The organism is Gottfriedia sp. S16(2024) (genome assembly GCF_050473765.1).
Classification (GTDB): domain Bacteria; phylum Bacillota; class Bacilli; order Bacillales; family Bacillaceae_G; genus Gottfriedia.
Genome location: NZ_JBFLUO010000001.1, coordinates 2279448 through 2296777 on the forward strand (window position 1 = coordinate 2279448; position 17330 = coordinate 2296777).

Annotated in this window: 16 protein-coding genes; 11 read left to right on the plus strand and 5 right to left on the minus strand. The window is 32.8% G+C overall.

Annotated features, from left to right (window positions below):
* Positions 1–129 precede the first annotated feature (129 nt).
* The 4 genes from AB1282_RS10630 (at position 130) to AB1282_RS10645 (ending at position 4329) form a co-directional block, all read left to right on the plus strand.
* Positions 130–1359 carry a Zn-dependent hydrolase gene (locus AB1282_RS10630; RefSeq protein ID WP_056471592.1) on the plus strand — a complete coding sequence of 410 codons (1230 nt, stop codon included), beginning with the start codon at positions 130–132 and terminating at the stop codon, positions 1357–1359.
* A 14-nt stretch (positions 1360–1373) separates the two neighbouring features.
* Positions 1374–2549: a M20 family metallopeptidase gene (locus tag AB1282_RS10635; protein WP_429899058.1), complete on the plus strand. Its 1176-nt coding sequence runs from the start codon at positions 1374–1376 to the stop codon at positions 2547–2549.
* A 111-nt stretch (positions 2550–2660) separates the two neighbouring features.
* Positions 2661–2855 (plus strand): DUF3311 domain-containing protein, encoded by a 195-nt coding sequence (locus AB1282_RS10640; RefSeq protein WP_056471596.1) that lies wholly within the window; start codon positions 2661–2663, stop codon positions 2853–2855.
* 1 nt (position 2856) lies between these two features.
* Positions 2857–4329: a sodium:solute symporter family protein gene (locus tag AB1282_RS10645; protein ID WP_056471597.1), complete on the plus strand. Its 1473-nt coding sequence runs from the start codon at positions 2857–2859 to the stop codon at positions 4327–4329.
* An 82-nt stretch (positions 4330–4411) separates the two neighbouring features.
* On the opposite strand, the gene AB1282_RS10650 is transcribed toward AB1282_RS10645, so the two are convergent.
* Positions 4412–4987: a VanZ family protein gene (locus AB1282_RS10650; RefSeq protein ID WP_056471601.1), complete on the minus strand. Its 576-nt coding sequence runs from the start codon at positions 4985–4987 to the stop codon at positions 4412–4414.
* An 808-nt stretch (positions 4988–5795) separates the two neighbouring features.
* On the opposite strand from AB1282_RS10650, the gene AB1282_RS10655 reads away from it, so the two are divergent.
* On the plus strand, positions 5796–6101 hold the full coding sequence (locus AB1282_RS10655; protein WP_056471602.1) for a LysR family transcriptional regulator: 306 nt from the start codon (positions 5796–5798) through the stop codon (positions 6099–6101).
* A gap of 121 nt (positions 6102–6222) precedes the next feature.
* Here AB1282_RS10655 and AB1282_RS10660 read toward each other — a convergent pair whose 3' ends face one another.
* The gene (locus tag AB1282_RS10660; RefSeq protein ID WP_390312454.1) at positions 6223–7158 is read right to left on the minus strand and encodes a substrate-binding domain-containing protein; all 936 of its coding nucleotides are present in this window, start codon (positions 7156–7158) and stop codon (positions 6223–6225) included.
* Positions 7159–7315: 157 nt separating this feature from the next.
* Between AB1282_RS10660 and modA the strand changes: the two genes are divergently transcribed.
* A complete protein-coding gene (modA, locus tag AB1282_RS10665; RefSeq protein WP_429899059.1) occupies positions 7316–8125 on the plus strand; it encodes a molybdate ABC transporter substrate-binding protein in 810 nt (269 codons plus the stop codon).
* A 285-nt stretch (positions 8126–8410) separates the two neighbouring features.
* Here modA and AB1282_RS10670 read toward each other — a convergent pair whose 3' ends face one another.
* Positions 8411–8875, minus strand: coding sequence for a hypothetical protein (locus AB1282_RS10670; RefSeq protein WP_056471610.1), 465 nt, complete (start codon positions 8873–8875; stop codon positions 8411–8413).
* Between the two features lie 686 nt (positions 8876–9561).
* Between AB1282_RS10670 and AB1282_RS10675 the strand changes: the two genes are divergently transcribed.
* Positions 9562–11541, plus strand: coding sequence for an acetoacetate--CoA ligase (locus AB1282_RS10675; RefSeq protein ID WP_429899060.1), 1980 nt, complete (start codon positions 9562–9564; stop codon positions 11539–11541).
* Between the two features lie 208 nt (positions 11542–11749).
* Here the strand turns inward: AB1282_RS10675 and AB1282_RS10680 are convergent, their stop codons facing one another.
* The gene (locus AB1282_RS10680) at positions 11750–11962 is read right to left on the minus strand and encodes a hypothetical protein (protein WP_056471612.1); all 213 of its coding nucleotides are present in this window, start codon (positions 11960–11962) and stop codon (positions 11750–11752) included.
* Positions 11963–12178: 216 nt separating this feature from the next.
* Between AB1282_RS10680 and AB1282_RS10685 the strand changes: the two genes are divergently transcribed.
* Together AB1282_RS10685 and AB1282_RS10690 are read left to right on the plus strand one after the other, a co-directional pair.
* Positions 12179–12460, plus strand: a complete 282-nt coding sequence (locus tag AB1282_RS10685; RefSeq protein WP_056471613.1) for a DUF3892 domain-containing protein — start codon at positions 12179–12181, stop codon at positions 12458–12460.
* A 118-nt stretch (positions 12461–12578) separates the two neighbouring features.
* Positions 12579–13592 carry an alpha/beta hydrolase gene (locus tag AB1282_RS10690; RefSeq protein WP_056471616.1) on the plus strand — a complete coding sequence of 338 codons (1014 nt, stop codon included), beginning with the start codon at positions 12579–12581 and terminating at the stop codon, positions 13590–13592.
* Between the two features lie 40 nt (positions 13593–13632).
* On the opposite strand, the gene AB1282_RS10695 is transcribed toward AB1282_RS10690, so the two are convergent.
* Positions 13633–15090, minus strand: a complete 1458-nt coding sequence (locus AB1282_RS10695) for a BglG family transcription antiterminator (RefSeq protein WP_056471619.1) — start codon at positions 15088–15090, stop codon at positions 13633–13635.
* A gap of 259 nt (positions 15091–15349) precedes the next feature.
* Here AB1282_RS10695 and AB1282_RS10700 point away from each other — a divergent pair, with 259 nt between their 5' ends.
* Together AB1282_RS10700 and AB1282_RS10705 are read left to right on the plus strand one after the other, a co-directional pair.
* Positions 15350–16063, plus strand: a complete 714-nt coding sequence (locus AB1282_RS10700) for a WxL domain-containing protein (protein WP_056471622.1) — start codon at positions 15350–15352, stop codon at positions 16061–16063.
* Between the two features lie 128 nt (positions 16064–16191).
* Entirely contained in the window at positions 16192–17232 is a 1041-nt protein-coding gene (locus tag AB1282_RS10705; protein WP_429899061.1) for a DUF916 and DUF3324 domain-containing protein, read from the plus strand.
* Positions 17233–17330: the final 98 nt, after the last annotated feature.

The window sequence follows — 17330 nt, forward strand, 5'->3', positions numbered from 1 at the left end:
ATTAAGATTTTTTTCAGTTTTTATACAATATTCTGAATATTATTACTTAACAAACTAAATGATTAATGATATAGTTATGGTCATAACCATAAATAGACCTAAAATACAAACTTTATTGTAGGAGGAAAAATGATTAATCAGGAAAGATTGTGGAATCGCCTAATGGAATTAGGATCCATAGGAAAACAAGAGTCTGGTGGAATTACTCGTTTGTCCTTTACTGAAGATGAGAGAAAAGCTAAGGAATTAGTTACTTCCTATATGGTTGAAGCAGGATTAAAAGTTTACGAAGATTCCGTTGGAAATCTTATTGGACGTAAAGAAGGAACTAATCAAAACGCATCAGTTGTTCTAGTAGGCTCACACGTTGATTCTGTATATAACGGCGGAAACTTTGACGGACCACTTGGTGTTCTCTCAGGAATTGAAATACTCCAGACGATGAATGAGCAGGGAATCACAACAGTCCATCCAATTGAAGTGATTGTATTTACAGATGAAGAAGGAGCAAGATTTAGCTTTGGAATGATTGGGAGTCGAGGAATTGCTGGAACACTCACTTTGGAAGAACTACAAAATAAGGATCAACAAGGAATTACAGTAGCTCAAGCGATGATCGATGCAGGTTATGACCCATTATTAATTGATCAGTCAGTCAGAAGTATTGGATCAGTAAAAGCCTATGTAGAATTACATATTGAACAAGGTAAGGTGCTTGAAAACGATAATTTATCGGTTGGTATTGTTACAGGAATCGCCGGACCGTTGTGGCTTAAGTTCACAATTGAAGGCAGAGCAGGGCATGCGGGGACAACCCCAATGAATGACCGTAATGATGCTTTAGTTGCCGCTTCCCAGATTGTTCAACTAATTGAAACTGAATCAGCTAAGACACGTTCAACGGTTGGAACAGTTGGTCAATTGCAGCTATTTCCTGGAGGAATCAATATAATTCCCGGGAAGGTTGAATTTACCTTGGATCTTCGCGATGTTAATGAGGCAATTCGTGATGAGGTTGAAAATCGAATTTTAGAAGAATCAAAAATTTTATGTGAACAACGTGGTGTAGGATTAGAAATTGAAGTTCTGCAACGAATTGCACCTTCATTATGCTCTAATGAAATTCAAGGTATAGCAAAACTTGCTTGTGAAACGATTGGTGTGGAACCATTTTTTCTCCCAAGTGGAGCTGGGCACGATTGCATGCAGCTTACAAGTCTCTGCCCTATAGGGATGCTTTTTATCCGTTCAAAGGATGGGATAAGTCATAATCCTGCTGAATGGAGTTCAAAGGAAGATTGTACAGACGGTGCTAATGTACTTTATCATACTGTACTTCAGTTATCTAATAATAAATAGAGGGAGATACAATTATGCAAACAATATCATTAGATAGTTTAGTAGAGCAAACAAAAGAAGAAGTAATTATGTGGAGAAGGCATTTTCATCAGTATCCGGAGTTATCTTTTCATGAAGAAAAAACAGCTCAATACGTGTATGATACACTTCAATCTTTCGGGAATTTAGAGATATCTCGTCCAACAAAGACGAGTGTTATGGCTCGTCTGATTGGTTCTCAGCCAGGTAAGGTGCTAGCAATTCGTGCAGATATGGATGCTTTACCGATCGAGGAAGAAAACACTTTTGAATTTACTTCTAAAAATCCGGGTGTAATGCATGCTTGTGGGCACGATGGTCATACAGCAATGCTTCTAGGCACAGCAAAAATTTTAACTAGTTTAAAAGATAAGATCAAAGGTGAAGTTCGCTTTTTGTTTCAACATGCTGAAGAGCTGTTCCCCGGTGGTGCAGAGGAAATGGTACAAGCAGGTGTAATGGATGGAGTAGACATGATAATTGGTGCTCATCTTTGGGCTCCTATGAAACTAGGTACAGTAGGTGTAGCTTACGGACCGATGATGGCTGCCCCAGATACTTTCTATATCACTGTTGAAGGTAAGGGTGGACATGCAGCGCTTCCTCATGACACGATCGATTCGATTGCTATAGCTTCCCAAGTGGTAACGAATCTTCAACATATCGTTTCAAGAAATACTAATCCGCTTGATAATCTAGTACTTTCTGTTACAAAGTTTATTGGCGGTACAACTCATAACGTAATCCCAGGTTCAGTTGAAATCTGTGGTACCGTTCGTAGTTTCAACGCCGAACTTAGGAAATCGGTTCCTGAACTTATGGAAAGAGTTATAAAAGGTATAACTGAGGCACATGGTGCACAATACAAATTTAATTATGAGCTTGGATATCGCCCAGTTATCAACGACGAGCATATTACGAAGGCTATTGAAGAAACCATTCTAGAAGTGTTTGATGAAAAGACACTCGACCTTATGAAACCAAACATGGGTGGTGAAGATTTCTCTGCTTTCCAACAAAAGGCACCAGGTACTTTCTTCTATGTGGGAGCAGGAAACAAAGAGAAAGATATTGCTTATCCTCATCATCATGCTCGTTTTACAATAGACGAGGACGCATTGGAAATTGGTGTGAAATTATTTGTTCATGCTACATTTAAGCTTCTAGATTGATAGACTTATGATTAAGTAGACCCTTTTTTTACAAGGATCTACTTAATCTAAACTTATATTTCTGAATATTTAAACTAATATAAATTTTAAATTGAAAGTGGGGAACAATTTTTGAAAATCTATCATTTGTTAGCACTTATTCCTTTTATTGCTATTCTGGGCTTTTCATCTTGGGCAAACCACGTTGAACCATTTGTATTAGGAATGCCTTTTCTCCTTTTTTGGGTTGTACTATGGACTGTTTTTTCAACACCAGTTATGTGGATTATCTTTAAATTAGATTCGGCTAATAAGGGGGACAGATAAGATGAATAGTGCATTAATTATAATTTTTCTCTTTCTTGCTGTATCGATTTTTCTAGGTGTACAAGCTAGGAAAGGAAAAGACATGAATCTTGAGCAATGGAGTGTTGGAGGAAGAGGATTTGGTACTATTTTTGTCTTTCTCTTAATGGCTGGCGAAATCTATACAACTTTTACTTTCCTAGGTGGAAGTGGCTGGGCTTATGGAAAAGGAGGTCCAACCTACTACATCACTGCTTACGGTGCACTTGCTTATATTATGTCATATTGGTTGCTTCCAAAAATATGGAAATATGCTAAAGAAAATAATTTAATGTCTCAACCTGACTTTTTCGCAAGTAAATACAAAAGTAAAGGCCTTGGCGTTTTAGTTTCACTAGTTGGTGTATCTGCTGTAATTCCCTACTTAGTTCTACAATTAAAAGGGTTGGGAAGCATCGTTTCGGAGGCTTCTTATGGATTGATTTCACCAACTTTTGCGATTTGGATAGGTGCTATTTCAGTGACTATCTATGTTATGATATCTGGTATCCATGGATCTGCATGGACTGCAGCATTAAAGGACATTATGATTCTTGGTGTTGTTCTTTTTCTAGGAATCTATCTTCCATTGCATTATTATGGTGGATTCCAAGCGATGTTTGAAGCAGTTGATCAAGCTAAACCAGGTTTTCTAAGTCTCCCAAAAGAGGGATTAAGTGTATCTTGGTTTAATTCTACGGTTCTTCTAACAGCTTTAGGTTTTTACATGTGGCCGCATACTTTCGGTTCTATTTATTCAGCTAAAAGTGAAAATGTATTTCGTAAAAATGCGATTATTATGCCTTTATACCAACTTGTGTTGCTTTTTGTATTTTTCGTTGGATTTGCAGCAATTCTTCAAGTTCCTGGATTACAAGGTCCGGATGCGGATTTGTCTTTATTAAAATTAAGTAAACAATCTTTTAACCCGTGGTTTGTTGGAATCATTGGTGGAGCAGGAGTATTGACCGCAATCGTGCCAGGCTCGATGATTCTAATGGCATCTGCTACTTTAATATCAAAAAATATTTATAAAGTGTTTGTACCATCTGCTACAGAAAAGCAAGTTGCTGTTTTAGCTAAATACCTTGTTCCTGTGGTAGCCTTATTCGCAGTTTATTTCACATTTAATGGTGGAACTACATTAGTAACTCTACTTTTAATGGGATACAGTCTAGTTACTCAATTATTCCCAACACTTGTCTTTAGTTTAATGAAAAAGAACTTTGTAACGAAGCAAGGAGCATTCGCTGGTATTTTTACTGGAGTTGCAACAGTTACTTATGTGACTATAAGTAATACAACAATTGGATCATTATTTCCAGCACTGCCTCAATACATTAAAGATTTGAATATCGGTGTAATTGGCTTAGTTGTAAATCTAGTATTTTTAGTCGTTGTTAGCTTACTTACTAAAAATGTAGCGGTTCAAAGCAAAAAAGAAATTGTAGCTTAAATAAGAATATTTTGTAACAAAGGGGTTGATTACTTTAACAACCCCTATTTTCTGTGTAGGGATTTTTAAAAATATAGGAAATTTACGAAGTTTGGTTTTTATCTACGAATTCTTCATAACTTTTAAAGTACCTAGAACTTGCTTTATAACTAGCTAATCCTATAATTGTTCCAATTGTATTTAGTATTAAGTCATCAATATTACATGATCTGTAGTTATAGCCAAGGAACAGTCCAGAAGTAGCTTGAATTAATTCTATTGCTAGACTTAATGTAAAACCTATTAAAATCGTTTTTCTGTTTGTTATTTTTATAAATAGAATAGGGAATGCAAATCCTAGTGGTATGAATAATAAGACATTACCAGCAATTTGTTTTAGAACAATTGAAATTGAGCCATAATTGGCGGTATCCACAATCGATTTAAAGGGAATAAAATTATGATTAAATCCTAACTGATCTTCTATCATTACTTGAATTAAATATTTTTGAAAGGGGAAAGGAAATAAAGTGAAATTAATAAGACATGTAAAGTAAATACCAAAGATTAGCCAATAAAGAAGTTTTAGGAGAGTTATTGAACCTTTTAGAAATTGATATCCAAAAAATAGGATAAAAAAAGTAGGGATGATTATGCTAGGATATAAGAAATTTAACAATCAATTGTACCAGCCTTTCATATTACTAGACTTAATAACTTAGAGATCCTGAACCTGCTTGTACCATCATGTGACTCATGAAAAATTGCACAAAAAAACAAAAGTGCAATTATTTTTTTGCTACCTCCGTTTCCAATCTTATTTATTACATCTTGAGAGTATCATGCTTGTATAGCTTTTCTCCATCATTTTTATGTCAAATTTTAGAAACTTACTAAATATACGTACCACCAATTATAGGGATATGGATTGAAGGAATAGATAGAGAAAGATTCATTAAGTAACAAACAGACTCGTCTATTGGAATATAGGAAATAAATTTACCAAAATATTTGTGTGGAGTGCATACTTGCCACTGGAAAAATTATTAGTTTTTAACGAAATTACCCCAAATGCATATTTATAGTTAAAAAGATTTCAAGAATAAAGAATCCCTAATAAAACCACCAATTATAGGTGGTTTTTCTATTTGAGTAAAATAATATTGGCCTATTTAACATAGGTTTTTCCTGAAAATAGCAGTATCAAACTCGAAAATTCAATAAAATCAAGGCGAAAATAACCCAAGTTTAAATCAAAGGGAAATCAATTTAAATTGTAGAATTTTTCTTTATTGGAGTTGGAATCAATTGAGTTTGTTCAATTGGTTTTTAGGAAGGAGATAACATACACATTTATATACGAAAAATCATTATTTAATCAGAAAAACCAATATTGATACTTTTTATCAAAATTAAAATCACATCAACACTTAATATAATAAAACTAGAACAAGAAAGAGAACATCGTGGAGTATGGAGGGAACTAAATGAATATTGAACAATTAAGTCATCTATGTGAAGTTTTAGAGAGTGGTTCCTTTACGATTGCAGCACAGAAATTTTCTATTAATGAAGCTGACATGAAAGAATCAATCATTAGTTTAGAAATTGAATTTGGCATAAAGCTAATTGAGTGTGACGAAGAATCTAAAGTGATTCCTTCATTTGAATGTTTACAAATTATTTCACATATAAAAGAAATCGTAAGGAATTGTCAGGGAATTGAAGAAGAAATTAAATCCTTAAATAAAAAATCTTCTGTTAATACAATGTATGATGTGAGCTTGTTTTAACTCCTTATAGTAAAGAACTTTAAAAAATAGGACCAAATCATGAGTGATTTGATCTTTTTAGAATGACTTTACTTTGCCAATAAGTAGTAAAAAAGAAGGCTGCAATTTGAGTAGCCTTCTTTCAATTTGTCTCATATATAATTTTTCCTGTCATAGAGGTATCATAATCTCCTAAAGAATCAACCTCTAATTGAAACTGATTTGAAGATAATATTTCTTTGACAATACTGATGAGTCGTTCATTTGCAGGAGTTTTTAAAATAACGAGATCATATTGCTCTGTAATCAATGGAATAAAATCAATTCCAACAATTTTAGCAGCTTTTTCAATTCCGACCCCAACATCTGCTACTCCAGTAGAAATAGCGGAAGCCACGCTTAAATGATTGCTCTGTTCATGCTCATATCCGTTAATCTTTTTAGATGAAATTTCGTTGATACGGAGTTGTTCATCAAGAAGGATACGTGCGCCCGAACCTTTCTCTCTATTTACAATCTTTATATCTTGACGTTCTAAATCTTTCCAAGTGGTAATCTTTAAAGGGTTACCTTTTTTTACGTATAAGCCAGCTTTCCGAGATAGAAGGTTGATTAAAATAAATGAATGGCCCACTAAAACTTTTTTAAGATAAGGTAGATTATATTCACCTGTATCCCCGTCAAAAAGGTGTAGGCTAACGATATCACATTCTCCATTATACATAGAAATAAGGCTGTTTAAGCTCCCAGTAAAAGATCTTAATGATTTATAAGTTGAATTTTTCTCGATCTGTTTACCAAGCATATCTAAAACTAAATCTTGTCCACTAATAACAACATGATTAGATTCCTTTGAATCGCTTCTGCGAGGTTCAAAAACAGAGGTAGGCAATATGGTATTTTGATTTGTTTTATTGTTTTTTATGTAATTGTCCAAGTCATTTGCTGCTATTCTCATCTGTCTTCCAACACGGAATACAGGTAATTCACCTTTTTTGACAAGATCATAAATGGTTAATTTGGATACTTTTAAAAACTGTGACACTTCTTCGATTGTATAGGAAAGTTCCATCGTCATTTCCATCCCTCCATTATCTATTTTAACTCAATGGCTTTTAAAAAGCATATTCCTATTAAATTTAATGTAAATTTAAAAAAAGTTATTTCTTATTTAGTTATAACTAAATATAATTAGATATAATTAGTTATATTTTGATATGGAAGGTAGATGAGGAATGAAAAAACTTTTTTCTCTATTTTTTTCAATGATGTTATTAGGACTAGTTGTATCTGGTTGTTCAACAAATGACCAAGCTAAAAAGTCAACAGCACAGAAACAAGAAGTTTCTCAAAAGAATGTGGAATTGACGATTTCAGCTGCAGCTAGTTTACAAGATGCACTAAATGATATTAAAGCAAACTTTGAAAAGGCTAATCCGAATGTGAAAATAAACTTTAACTTTGGAGCATCGGGAGCATTACAACAACAAATTTCTCAAGGAGCACCGGTAGATCTTTTCTTCTCGGCTGCAGAGGACAAATTTAATAATTTAGTACAAGCAGGTCTTATTGATAAGAGTGAAGGCAGAGATGTAGTTGGAAATGAATTAGTTTTAATAGTGCCAAAAGATTCAACTAAACAAATTACATCTTTTGAAGACCTTGCGAAAGCGGATAAAATTTCAATCGGTACTCCAGAAGCTGTACCAGCAGGAAAATATGGTAAAGAAACATTGGAAGATTTGAAAGTTTGGAAAGCGGTTGAAGGAAAAGTAGTATACGGTAAGGATGTTAGACAAGTTCTTTCTTATGTAGAAACAAATAATGTGGATGCAGGGATTGTTTATAAAACAGATGCCCTAACATCTACAAATGTTAAGATTGTAGCAACAGCAGCTGAAAATACACATGACCCAATTATTTATCCGTTAGGCGTTATAAAGAATAGCAAGCAACCTAAAGAAGCTAAACAATTCTATGAATATCTTCAAAATGACGAGTCTATGAAGATATTGGAGAAGTATGGGTTTAAAGGACTAAATTAATTTACTTTAGCTTTTTTTGAATAACAGAAATCAATAAATGAGCCGTTTAGTTGATTGGCTCATTTTTTTTGTGGGAATACATCCTTAAAAATACATGGTTTAGTACGTTCTGTATAAAGAACGATTAGGTGGATTTGTTAAAGTTTGTCTAGAAGGGGAAATTTAAGAGGGGAGGATATTATTTTAAACAGTAAAAATGGGAAAGGAATTGGCTAGGAAAAAATAATATCAAATAAAATCCTTTTATAAGATAAAAGAAAAATATAATGCCGAATAATTATTATGCTAGTGCATGTATTCCTTTATTGATATATTGAAGAGTTTTCGGTCTCTTTTTCCTTTTTGGCCAATTAGCCAGTACCAGCTCTGTCCAATATAAAAAGAGTTTGATACAAGCTGTTCAATATATTTTGAAATAATTCCATTGATTTTTTCTTTTTCAATTTTATTTTTTATAGATAAGGCAATGACAAAATAGGATTTATCACTTTCAAATTCGAGTAATTGAAGATGATATTTACCACCTTTTTTTTCATTAAAGTCATTTAGTACATGATCTATACAGTTTCGGACGTCAATTTCATATTTAGCCGCATCGTTCCAATTTGATATAAGAGAGTCATATAATGAGACTGTTAAGATGTAATAAGATGCATAATCTTTAGGATTAAATTTTCGTTTCTCACCTTTGTATTTATATAAAGGTGGAACAACAAATTTTTCATAATCAGCAAAAAAATCTTCATTCATGTTTTATACCTACTTTCTAGTTTGAACAAGAGTTTACTATATCGAATCTCAATTTAGTTTTTCCTATTCTTTCCAAAAATAGACACAAGTAAATAGCAGAGTTGAAAAATTCAACTCTGCTTTTTTGTTTTTATCCCTTAGATTTAATCGGATAGAAAATGAAATTAATTTATTTAGCTTTACAGTATCTGAAGTGAGAATACAAGAGAGGTGAAATCACCATTCGCAAAAGCATTATTTCAACTGTAGAACATGACATCTTTCTCCTCTTTGATTCGCATACCAGACTGAAAATCATAAAGAAATTAGTGAACAAGTTAGATGAAGTGTAAGAGAAATTTGGACATACCTTTTAGAGGAGACTGCAGAAAGACGAAAAGAAAAGAAAAATGATTTATTAAGTAGGTTATTCTCTGAGACTCCCGGTGAAGATGGTGAACTTAATGATGATCAATTAATTGCTCAAACAATACACTTAATTTTCATTGGGCATAAAATTCCTCAATTTGAGTTATTAAAGTGTGCTTTTAGTTGAACGATGATTCATTTTCGATATTGACAGTAAATTTAGTGTGTAATAGTATAATAGTTAATTTTTAAATATTAAGTATTTTTAGAAAAAAGATTTTAGCTAATACACACTGTCTTATTAAAATAAATAGATTGCTAATTTAGGAGGAGTAATAATGAAAGCGATTACTGAAGGTGCTTTATTATGGGAACCATCTAGGCAGCAAATTGAAAATGCTGGAGTTAGCCATTTTATGAACTGGCTCGAAAATGAAAAAAATCTATGTTTCAATAAACAAAGTGAGTTATGGAAATGGTCAGTCGATGAATTAGAGTCCTTTTGGGAAAGCGTTTGGAAATATTGTAATGTAATTTCCCATGCACCATATGATCATGTTCTTGAAGAGCGAAAAATGCCAGGCGCAAAATGGTTTACCGGATCTAAAATTAATTATGTAGAACATGTATTTCGAAACGATAAAGGAGACCAATCTGCAATAATTTTTCAATCTGAAATTACTCCAAAAACAGAAATAAGATGGAAAGAGCTTAAGGAAAAGACAGGCTTGGTCGCAAATTCTTTAAGAGAATTAGGTGTTAAACCTGGGGATCGAGTTGTAGCATATATGCCTAATATTCCTGAAACGATTATTGCCTTTTTAGCTTGTGCAAGCATTGGAGCAATTTGGTCAAGCTGTTCACCAGATTTCGGAACGAGTAGTGTAATTGACCGATTTAAACAAATCGAACCGACTATTTTAATTGCGGTGGATGGTTATTCTTATAATGGAAAAGTGCAAAATAGGTTATCAAGCGTTGAAGAACTACAGTCTGAATTACCTACATTAAAGAAGACAATTTTAGTACCATATGTGAATGTTGATGAATACAAAATGGAAAACGAAACAATTCTTTGGAATGAATTATTAGTGGGAAGTAGTGAACTTACTTTTGAAAGTGTTCCTTTTGATCATCCACTATGGATCTTATTTTCTTCGGGGACAACAGGTTTGCCTAAACCAATTGTACAAAGTCAAGGTGGAATATTAGTTGAGCAACTTAAGACATTAGTAGTTGAACAAGGGATAAATCAAGATGATGTAATTTTTTGGTTTACTACTACTGGTTGGATGATGTGGAATCAATTAGTTGGAGGCTTGTTATCTGGCAGTACAATTTTATTGTTTGATGGAAGCCCTTCTTATCCTAGCCTACATGTATTATGGGACCTTGCAGAAGAAGTAGGTGTAACATTCTTTGGTACAAGTGCAGGATTCTTAAGCGTGTGTGAGAAGCATGCAATAAAACTAAAAGATAGACATAGTTTTTCCAAATTAAAGTCTATTTGTTCAACGGGATCCCCACTATCTGTGGAAGGATTTTCGTGGGTATATGAAAATATAAGAGATGACATTTGGCTTGTATCAACTAGTGGAGGTACCGATGTTTGTACAGCATTTGTTGGAGGTTCACCGATTCTCCCTGTTTATGCTGGAGAGATACAAGGTCGTTCATTAGGAGCTCATGTACAATCTTTTGATGATGAGGGAAAATCAGTCATTAATGAGGTGGGGGAACTTGTAATTACTTCTCCTATGCCGTCTATGCCGCTTTATTTCTGGGGTGATTTAGATAATGAACGTTATCTTGAAAGTTATTTTGAAGTTTATCCAGGTATTTGGAGACATGGAGATTGGATTAAAATTGATGAAAAAGGTAGTTGTGTAATTTATGGAAGGTCAGATTCAACTATTAATAGACATGGAGTGCGTCTAGGTACAAGTGAAATCTATCGAGTTGTTGAATCACTTGATGAAATAATGGAAGGTTTAGTGATCGATTTAGAACTACTTGGCCGTCAGTCATTTATGCCATTATTTGTTGTACTGAAAAATGGGGTTGCTTTGTCAAATGAATTAAAGGAAAAAATAAAGGTAGAAATTAAGCAGAAGGTTTCACCGCGATTTGTCCCTAATGAAATTTATGAAGTTGAGCAAATTCCAAAAACCTTAAGTGGCAAAAAATTAGAAGTTCCAATCCGTAAAATATTATTAGGTTTTTCTCCTAAAAAAGTAGTTAACCAAGGATCGATGGCTAATCCAGAGTCATTAAAGTTTTTTACTGAGTTGGCACAAGTTTTAAACTGTTGTAACTAGCATTATAATATCTATTATGCCATTTGCATAAACAAATGATTCAACATAGTATGAAACAAAAAACATAGTTGTCGCATCAAAAAAGACCCCTTTAATTGTAAACATAAGTTATGTCAGCTTTTAATTAAAGGGGTAAATAATAGATAAAGGGGTTTTTTAACGATTAAGATTTTTCATGGTTGTATTAATTCATATATTTCAATTAAAGTTAACACTCATTATTAATAATTTTACCTTGATCAGTCAGTTTAACGAGTGCCGCATAACCAATTCCTTTTTTTACGACAGTCGCCATACCTTCACTGACAAGTGTATTTAATGTTTTTAGTTCGTCTTTATTTAATTTGGTATATCGGAAATAACCATCTCCAATTTTATGAATTAATCTGCCTTCTCTTGTCATGCCTAAAACGCTTGTCATATTTTTCCCTTCTTTCGAAAGTTGTTTGGATTAATGATTACATAACTATCGTATATTGTTTGCTCAATATTGTCTGTGTATATTTTGTGAAATGTTTAACAAACTTAATCTGTTAACTAGGTGGGATCTTCCTTCGTCTTGTAAGAATTTGGAAGGATAAACATATTTTCAACCCGCCATACTATTTTTGTGTCAAAAAAATGGAGGTGTGTTGGTATGTCGTTTCAAAATCGTGGTATCGGACATCCTGAACATCAAGATGATCCAAACAAATTACATATCGTCGCAGTACGAAAAAATGGCGATGGTGATATTACAGATGTAAAATTTCAAAATGGTGAAATAGTTGGGATTGAGCAGGCCATTGCGATGGCAGAACTTGAACAAATTGAAGATGTGAACACCGGTCTAACTCGTGGAGAGAATCCACATAAAACACTTCGTTCTTACCCTGACGGTGATCCTACAAATAATTTAAGTAATTTACCTACTTTTTAATGTCTACACGCTAAAGGTGCACAAGTTCTGTGCACCTTTTTTATTTCAGAGTAATTAAGGAGAAAATGGAAAATTTAATATTAGATGACAAAAAATACCAGTAAAGTAGGGGGCTAATTTGAAACAAACTTTTTTATTTCTTTTACTAGTGACTTGTTTGTTAATCGGAAATTATTTAGTTGCTTCAAATAATATTGTAAAAAGTGAAATTAATTCTTCCCTTATCTATCAAAATGAGAAACCCGATAAAGCAACGGAAGCTCTTAGAGCATTAAATATAGAAAAAGTAAAAGAAGGAAGAATGGCATCATTAGAGCAAAAACGAATCGAAATTGAAAAACAAATAGTGCGAACTCCTTCGAATATTAAAATTAAGGGTGATAATATTGAAGGAACAAAAGTGGAATGGTTAATTCCAAATGGATCTCCAGAAGATAAGATTGTTTTTTATGTACACGGCGGAGGTTGGTCTAGAGGTGGGTTAAAATTTTCAAGGAATTTAGGTACAATTTTAGCAAGAGACACAGGTTATAGAGTACTTACGATAGAGTATAGGCTTTCACCAGAAAACCCGTTTCCAGCTTCTTTAACCGATGTGGAGAAAGTTTATAATTACTTAGTAAAAAATTATGGACCAAAGTCAAAAGTTGTTATTGTTGGAGATAGTGCTGGTGGTAATCTAGCATTTGCTTTGTTAAATAAAATAAAGGCTTCAAATGGAAACATTCCAGCAGCTGTTGTAGGAATCTCTCCAGCGACAGACTTAACGAAAGAAAGTCAATTATACACTTCAGATTTTGATAGTATTCATGCGAATTATCATGGAAATGATATCAATATTGTTGATACTTACATAGGTAATAATAATCGGAAAAATCCTTTAATTTCACCACTATATGGTGATTTAAGAGGTTTGCCCCCTATGCTAATCCATGCTGGCGCACGGGAAGAGTTAATCGATGATATTTTAGCTTATGCGGCAAAAGCAAATGCTAAAGGAGTAGAAGTTACATGCAAAGTTTGGAGAGGGATGTTCCATGATTTTCAATTAATGGACAATGCTTCGAATATTAGTAAACAAGCGAATGCTGAGATTGCACAGTTTATTAAACAACACTTGGAAGATAGATAATCAAAATATAAAAAAAGTAAGGCGATCGTGCCTTACTTTTTTATGTCGAGTGTGAATTTAAGAAATTTGAAATTTGATCAATATCTCTTTCAGTAAGTACAGGATCAATTGTAATGACAGGATGAATGATTTCTCCTTCAAGTAAGAAATCAGAAATAACTAATTCAATGTTTAGTTCATTTATAATTGTTGATTCAAACTCACCTATTTTAGGACGAATAAAATCAATTTTATGACCAAAAGCAGTAACCAATTTCGTTTCAATATAACGATGAACTCCTGGACCATTACTTGTTAATAATAAAACCTTTTTCCTTGAAGATGATAAATTAATTTTGGAAGCTTGAATATTTAATGTAGCTTTTGCAATCCGATCTCTTGTAATTTCAGGATAAGAATATTTTTTAGTCCAGATTTGTAAGGCATCTGATACATTTCCATATAACTCTGGATACTGATTTTGAACATATCGGTCGATTGAATAGGATGGTTCCTTTATATCGATCGAGTTAAAAATTAGAAAGTTCCTCTTAAATTGGTCTTGAAATGTGTAAAGAAATTCTTCGTCTTCATTTAGAGATATACCTGTCTTTTCCTCTAATATTTCGATTAAATTGTGAAGTTCCTTATAATATTGTGTTTTTTGATTTCGATATAAGTAAAAAAATTCATTTTTTTCCATATTATCAAAACTGTGAAAAGGAAGCGTTGACATTAATAAAGAGAACGCAATTCGTTCATTCATTGAAATATGATGTTTATATTGATGATCTAATTGATCACAAATTTCATTAGAAATCTTAAAAAATACAGAATCTAAAATTTTATTTATCGATTGATTAGTTAGTTCAATTTGCATTTTTTTATCTATTCTATATAACATTGTTCCAAGCAAATAGACGTACTTTTTAGTTGTTGAAGGATATAAAAATAATTTGAATTTTTCTGTAGTGGCTATAACAATTTCTTTAATATCTTGGAATGTAAATGATTCTATTGGCCATTCTTGATTTGAATGAGCGTATAAAGCATCAAGAATATCACGGCATAATAGGCGAATTTCAAATTCTCTTCCTACTATTTCAAGTGGGCCACGTTTTAATTTTAGATGATAGGCCCCCAATAATTCTTCAACTCGGTCTAGTATAGAATAGACAGCAGGTTGTTGTATAAAAAGAGCGTTTGCTAATTCTGCTATAGTAGTAATTTGTTTAAATTGTATGAGCATAATGACTTGAAAACTCAATGAGTTTTTTACATAAATTGAACGAATTTGATTAATTGATGAAGAAATTGGTTTATTAATATAAATTCCTTTACCTTTGATTGTTTCTATTTGCCATCCTTTAGGCAAGCTCGAATTAATTGCCTGTAAATCATTTCGTATTGTTTTTTCAGTACATAATAACTCACTTGCTAATTCTCCTGTTTTAAACCACTTATCCTGTTTACTTAAAATATTGATTATTTGTAATTTCCGTTTAGTTGATTTATCCATTCAATATCCCCATAAATTTTGTCCATTTTATTACTATTATTGCTACTAATGTTCTGTCTTAATTCAGAAAAAAATTTATTTCACAGAACGAGAAGCACCTATTAATGCGTTTTTTTGTGTTAAATGTGAAATTTTTTTGAAGACAAAGTATTATTTTTACCTAAACCAAAGGTAAAAAACATCATGGGAATCACTTTATTACAACGATATAATGACATCGTTGAAACAAAAAAATAAATTTTTAGAGGAGTAAAGTGAAATGAAAATTACAAAACTCGCACTTGTTAGTGTTATTGGGATGTCATCATTAGTAGGAACTGCACACACAACTTTTGCGGAGGTATCGTCCGTAGGTAATTCAAAGGGATCAATTACATTTGTTGCTGGTACTGGTCCAGTTACACCTGTTGATCCAACAAATCCAATTGAACCATTAGAACCATCAGGTCCTACTGATCCAAAAGATCCTCCAACTGGGAATGCTGGTTCATTAACATTAGATTATGTTTCATCAGTTGACTTCGGGGTAAATGAGATTTCAAATAAAACAGAAACCTATTCGGCTAAATCTAAAAAGCCATTTATTCAAGTGTCAGATCGCCGTGGAACAGGGGAAGGTTGGTCAGTAACTGCTAAAGCAAGTAAATTTACAAATGGAACAGCAGATTCTCTTCCTGGTGCAGTCATTACATTAAAAAATGGTTCCGTAATCTCTTTAAGTACAAGTGGCTCTCCGGTAGCAACTGAAACAATTGCCTTAAATACAGATGGAAGTACAGCATCATCTGTTGTTTCCGCATCACAAGGAAATGGTTATGGTACATGGGTAACTCGTTGGCTTGGACCAAACCCGGAAGTGAATGATGGGGCATTAAATGATAATGTCACTTTGACGATACCGGCAGGCTCAGCAACAATTGGTAATCATGAGGCAACTATTACGTGGACATTAACGGATGCACCGGGTTTATAGTAGTTAATTTGAAAAATAACAATTAATGGAATGGACTTTATATTATATTCAACCTACTAGATGAAGCATCATTAAATCTCTTATAGTGAAAATGATATAAAGTCTCTATTTTCTAAAGGGGAATATAAATGGATTTTATACGTCAAAAATTATTGCTAATTTTTTCTGCTATTCTGTTAACTTTATCGTTCATCCCTCTATCTGTAAAAGCAGAGAATAATATCGACTTTTCTGTAAAAGCAATCATTCCGACAAATCAAATTGATCATCTGAAATCTTATTTTGATTTAAAAATGAGTCCAGGACAAAAACAGGATCTTAAAATTGAAGTCTTTAATAATAGTAAAAAAGAAGAAACAATTCAAGCGAATATTACTTTTGCAACGACTAATGATAATGGACTGATTGATTACTCTAAATCGAATAGTAAAGATGCAGATCAATCTTTAAAGTATCCACTAACTAGCTTAATAAAAGAACCTCAAAAAGAAGTTGTTATTCCATCAGGTAAATCAAAGGTAGTGTCATTTTCGATTACAATGCCGGAAGAAGAATATAATGGAGTTATATTAGGAGCAGCCCACTTTAAGAAAAAGATTGATGAGTCTGAAAAAAGTTCCAAAAGTGAGAGCATTAATATAAAAAATGAATATGCATATGTGGTTGGAATAAAATTATCGGAAAACAGTAAGGAAGTCGAGCCGGATCTACATTTGCTTGATATTAAACCTAAATTAGTAAATTATCGAACAACAATTGCTGCGACAATCCAAAATAGTGAATCTTCTATTGCGAAGGATATGAGTATAGATGCGCAAATCTTTAAGAAAGGTTCCAATAAAGTTTTATATAATTCGAAAAAAACTGAGATGAGCATGGCACCTAACTCAAATTTTGATTACGCAATCGATTTAAATAATAATCCAATTGAACCAGGGAAATACAGATTAAAGATGAAAGCGATCATCGGAACTCAAGTATGGGAATGGGATGAGTTATTTACGATTGGTAAAGAAGCAACAGATTTGAATAATAAAGCAGTTGAAATAAAAAATAATCATTATTGGTATTATATCGGAGGCGGATTATTACTTTTAGCAGGAATCATTGGCTTAATTGTTTTCCTAAAAAGAAAGAAGGAAAAAGAACAATCGAATGATAATGAATGATTTTTGAAAGAGTGAATTGGATTAATCAGATGCATTAAGTAATTAATCTTAAAGTGAAAGATATATTGATAAAATAAAAAGGCTCATTTCTACATTTG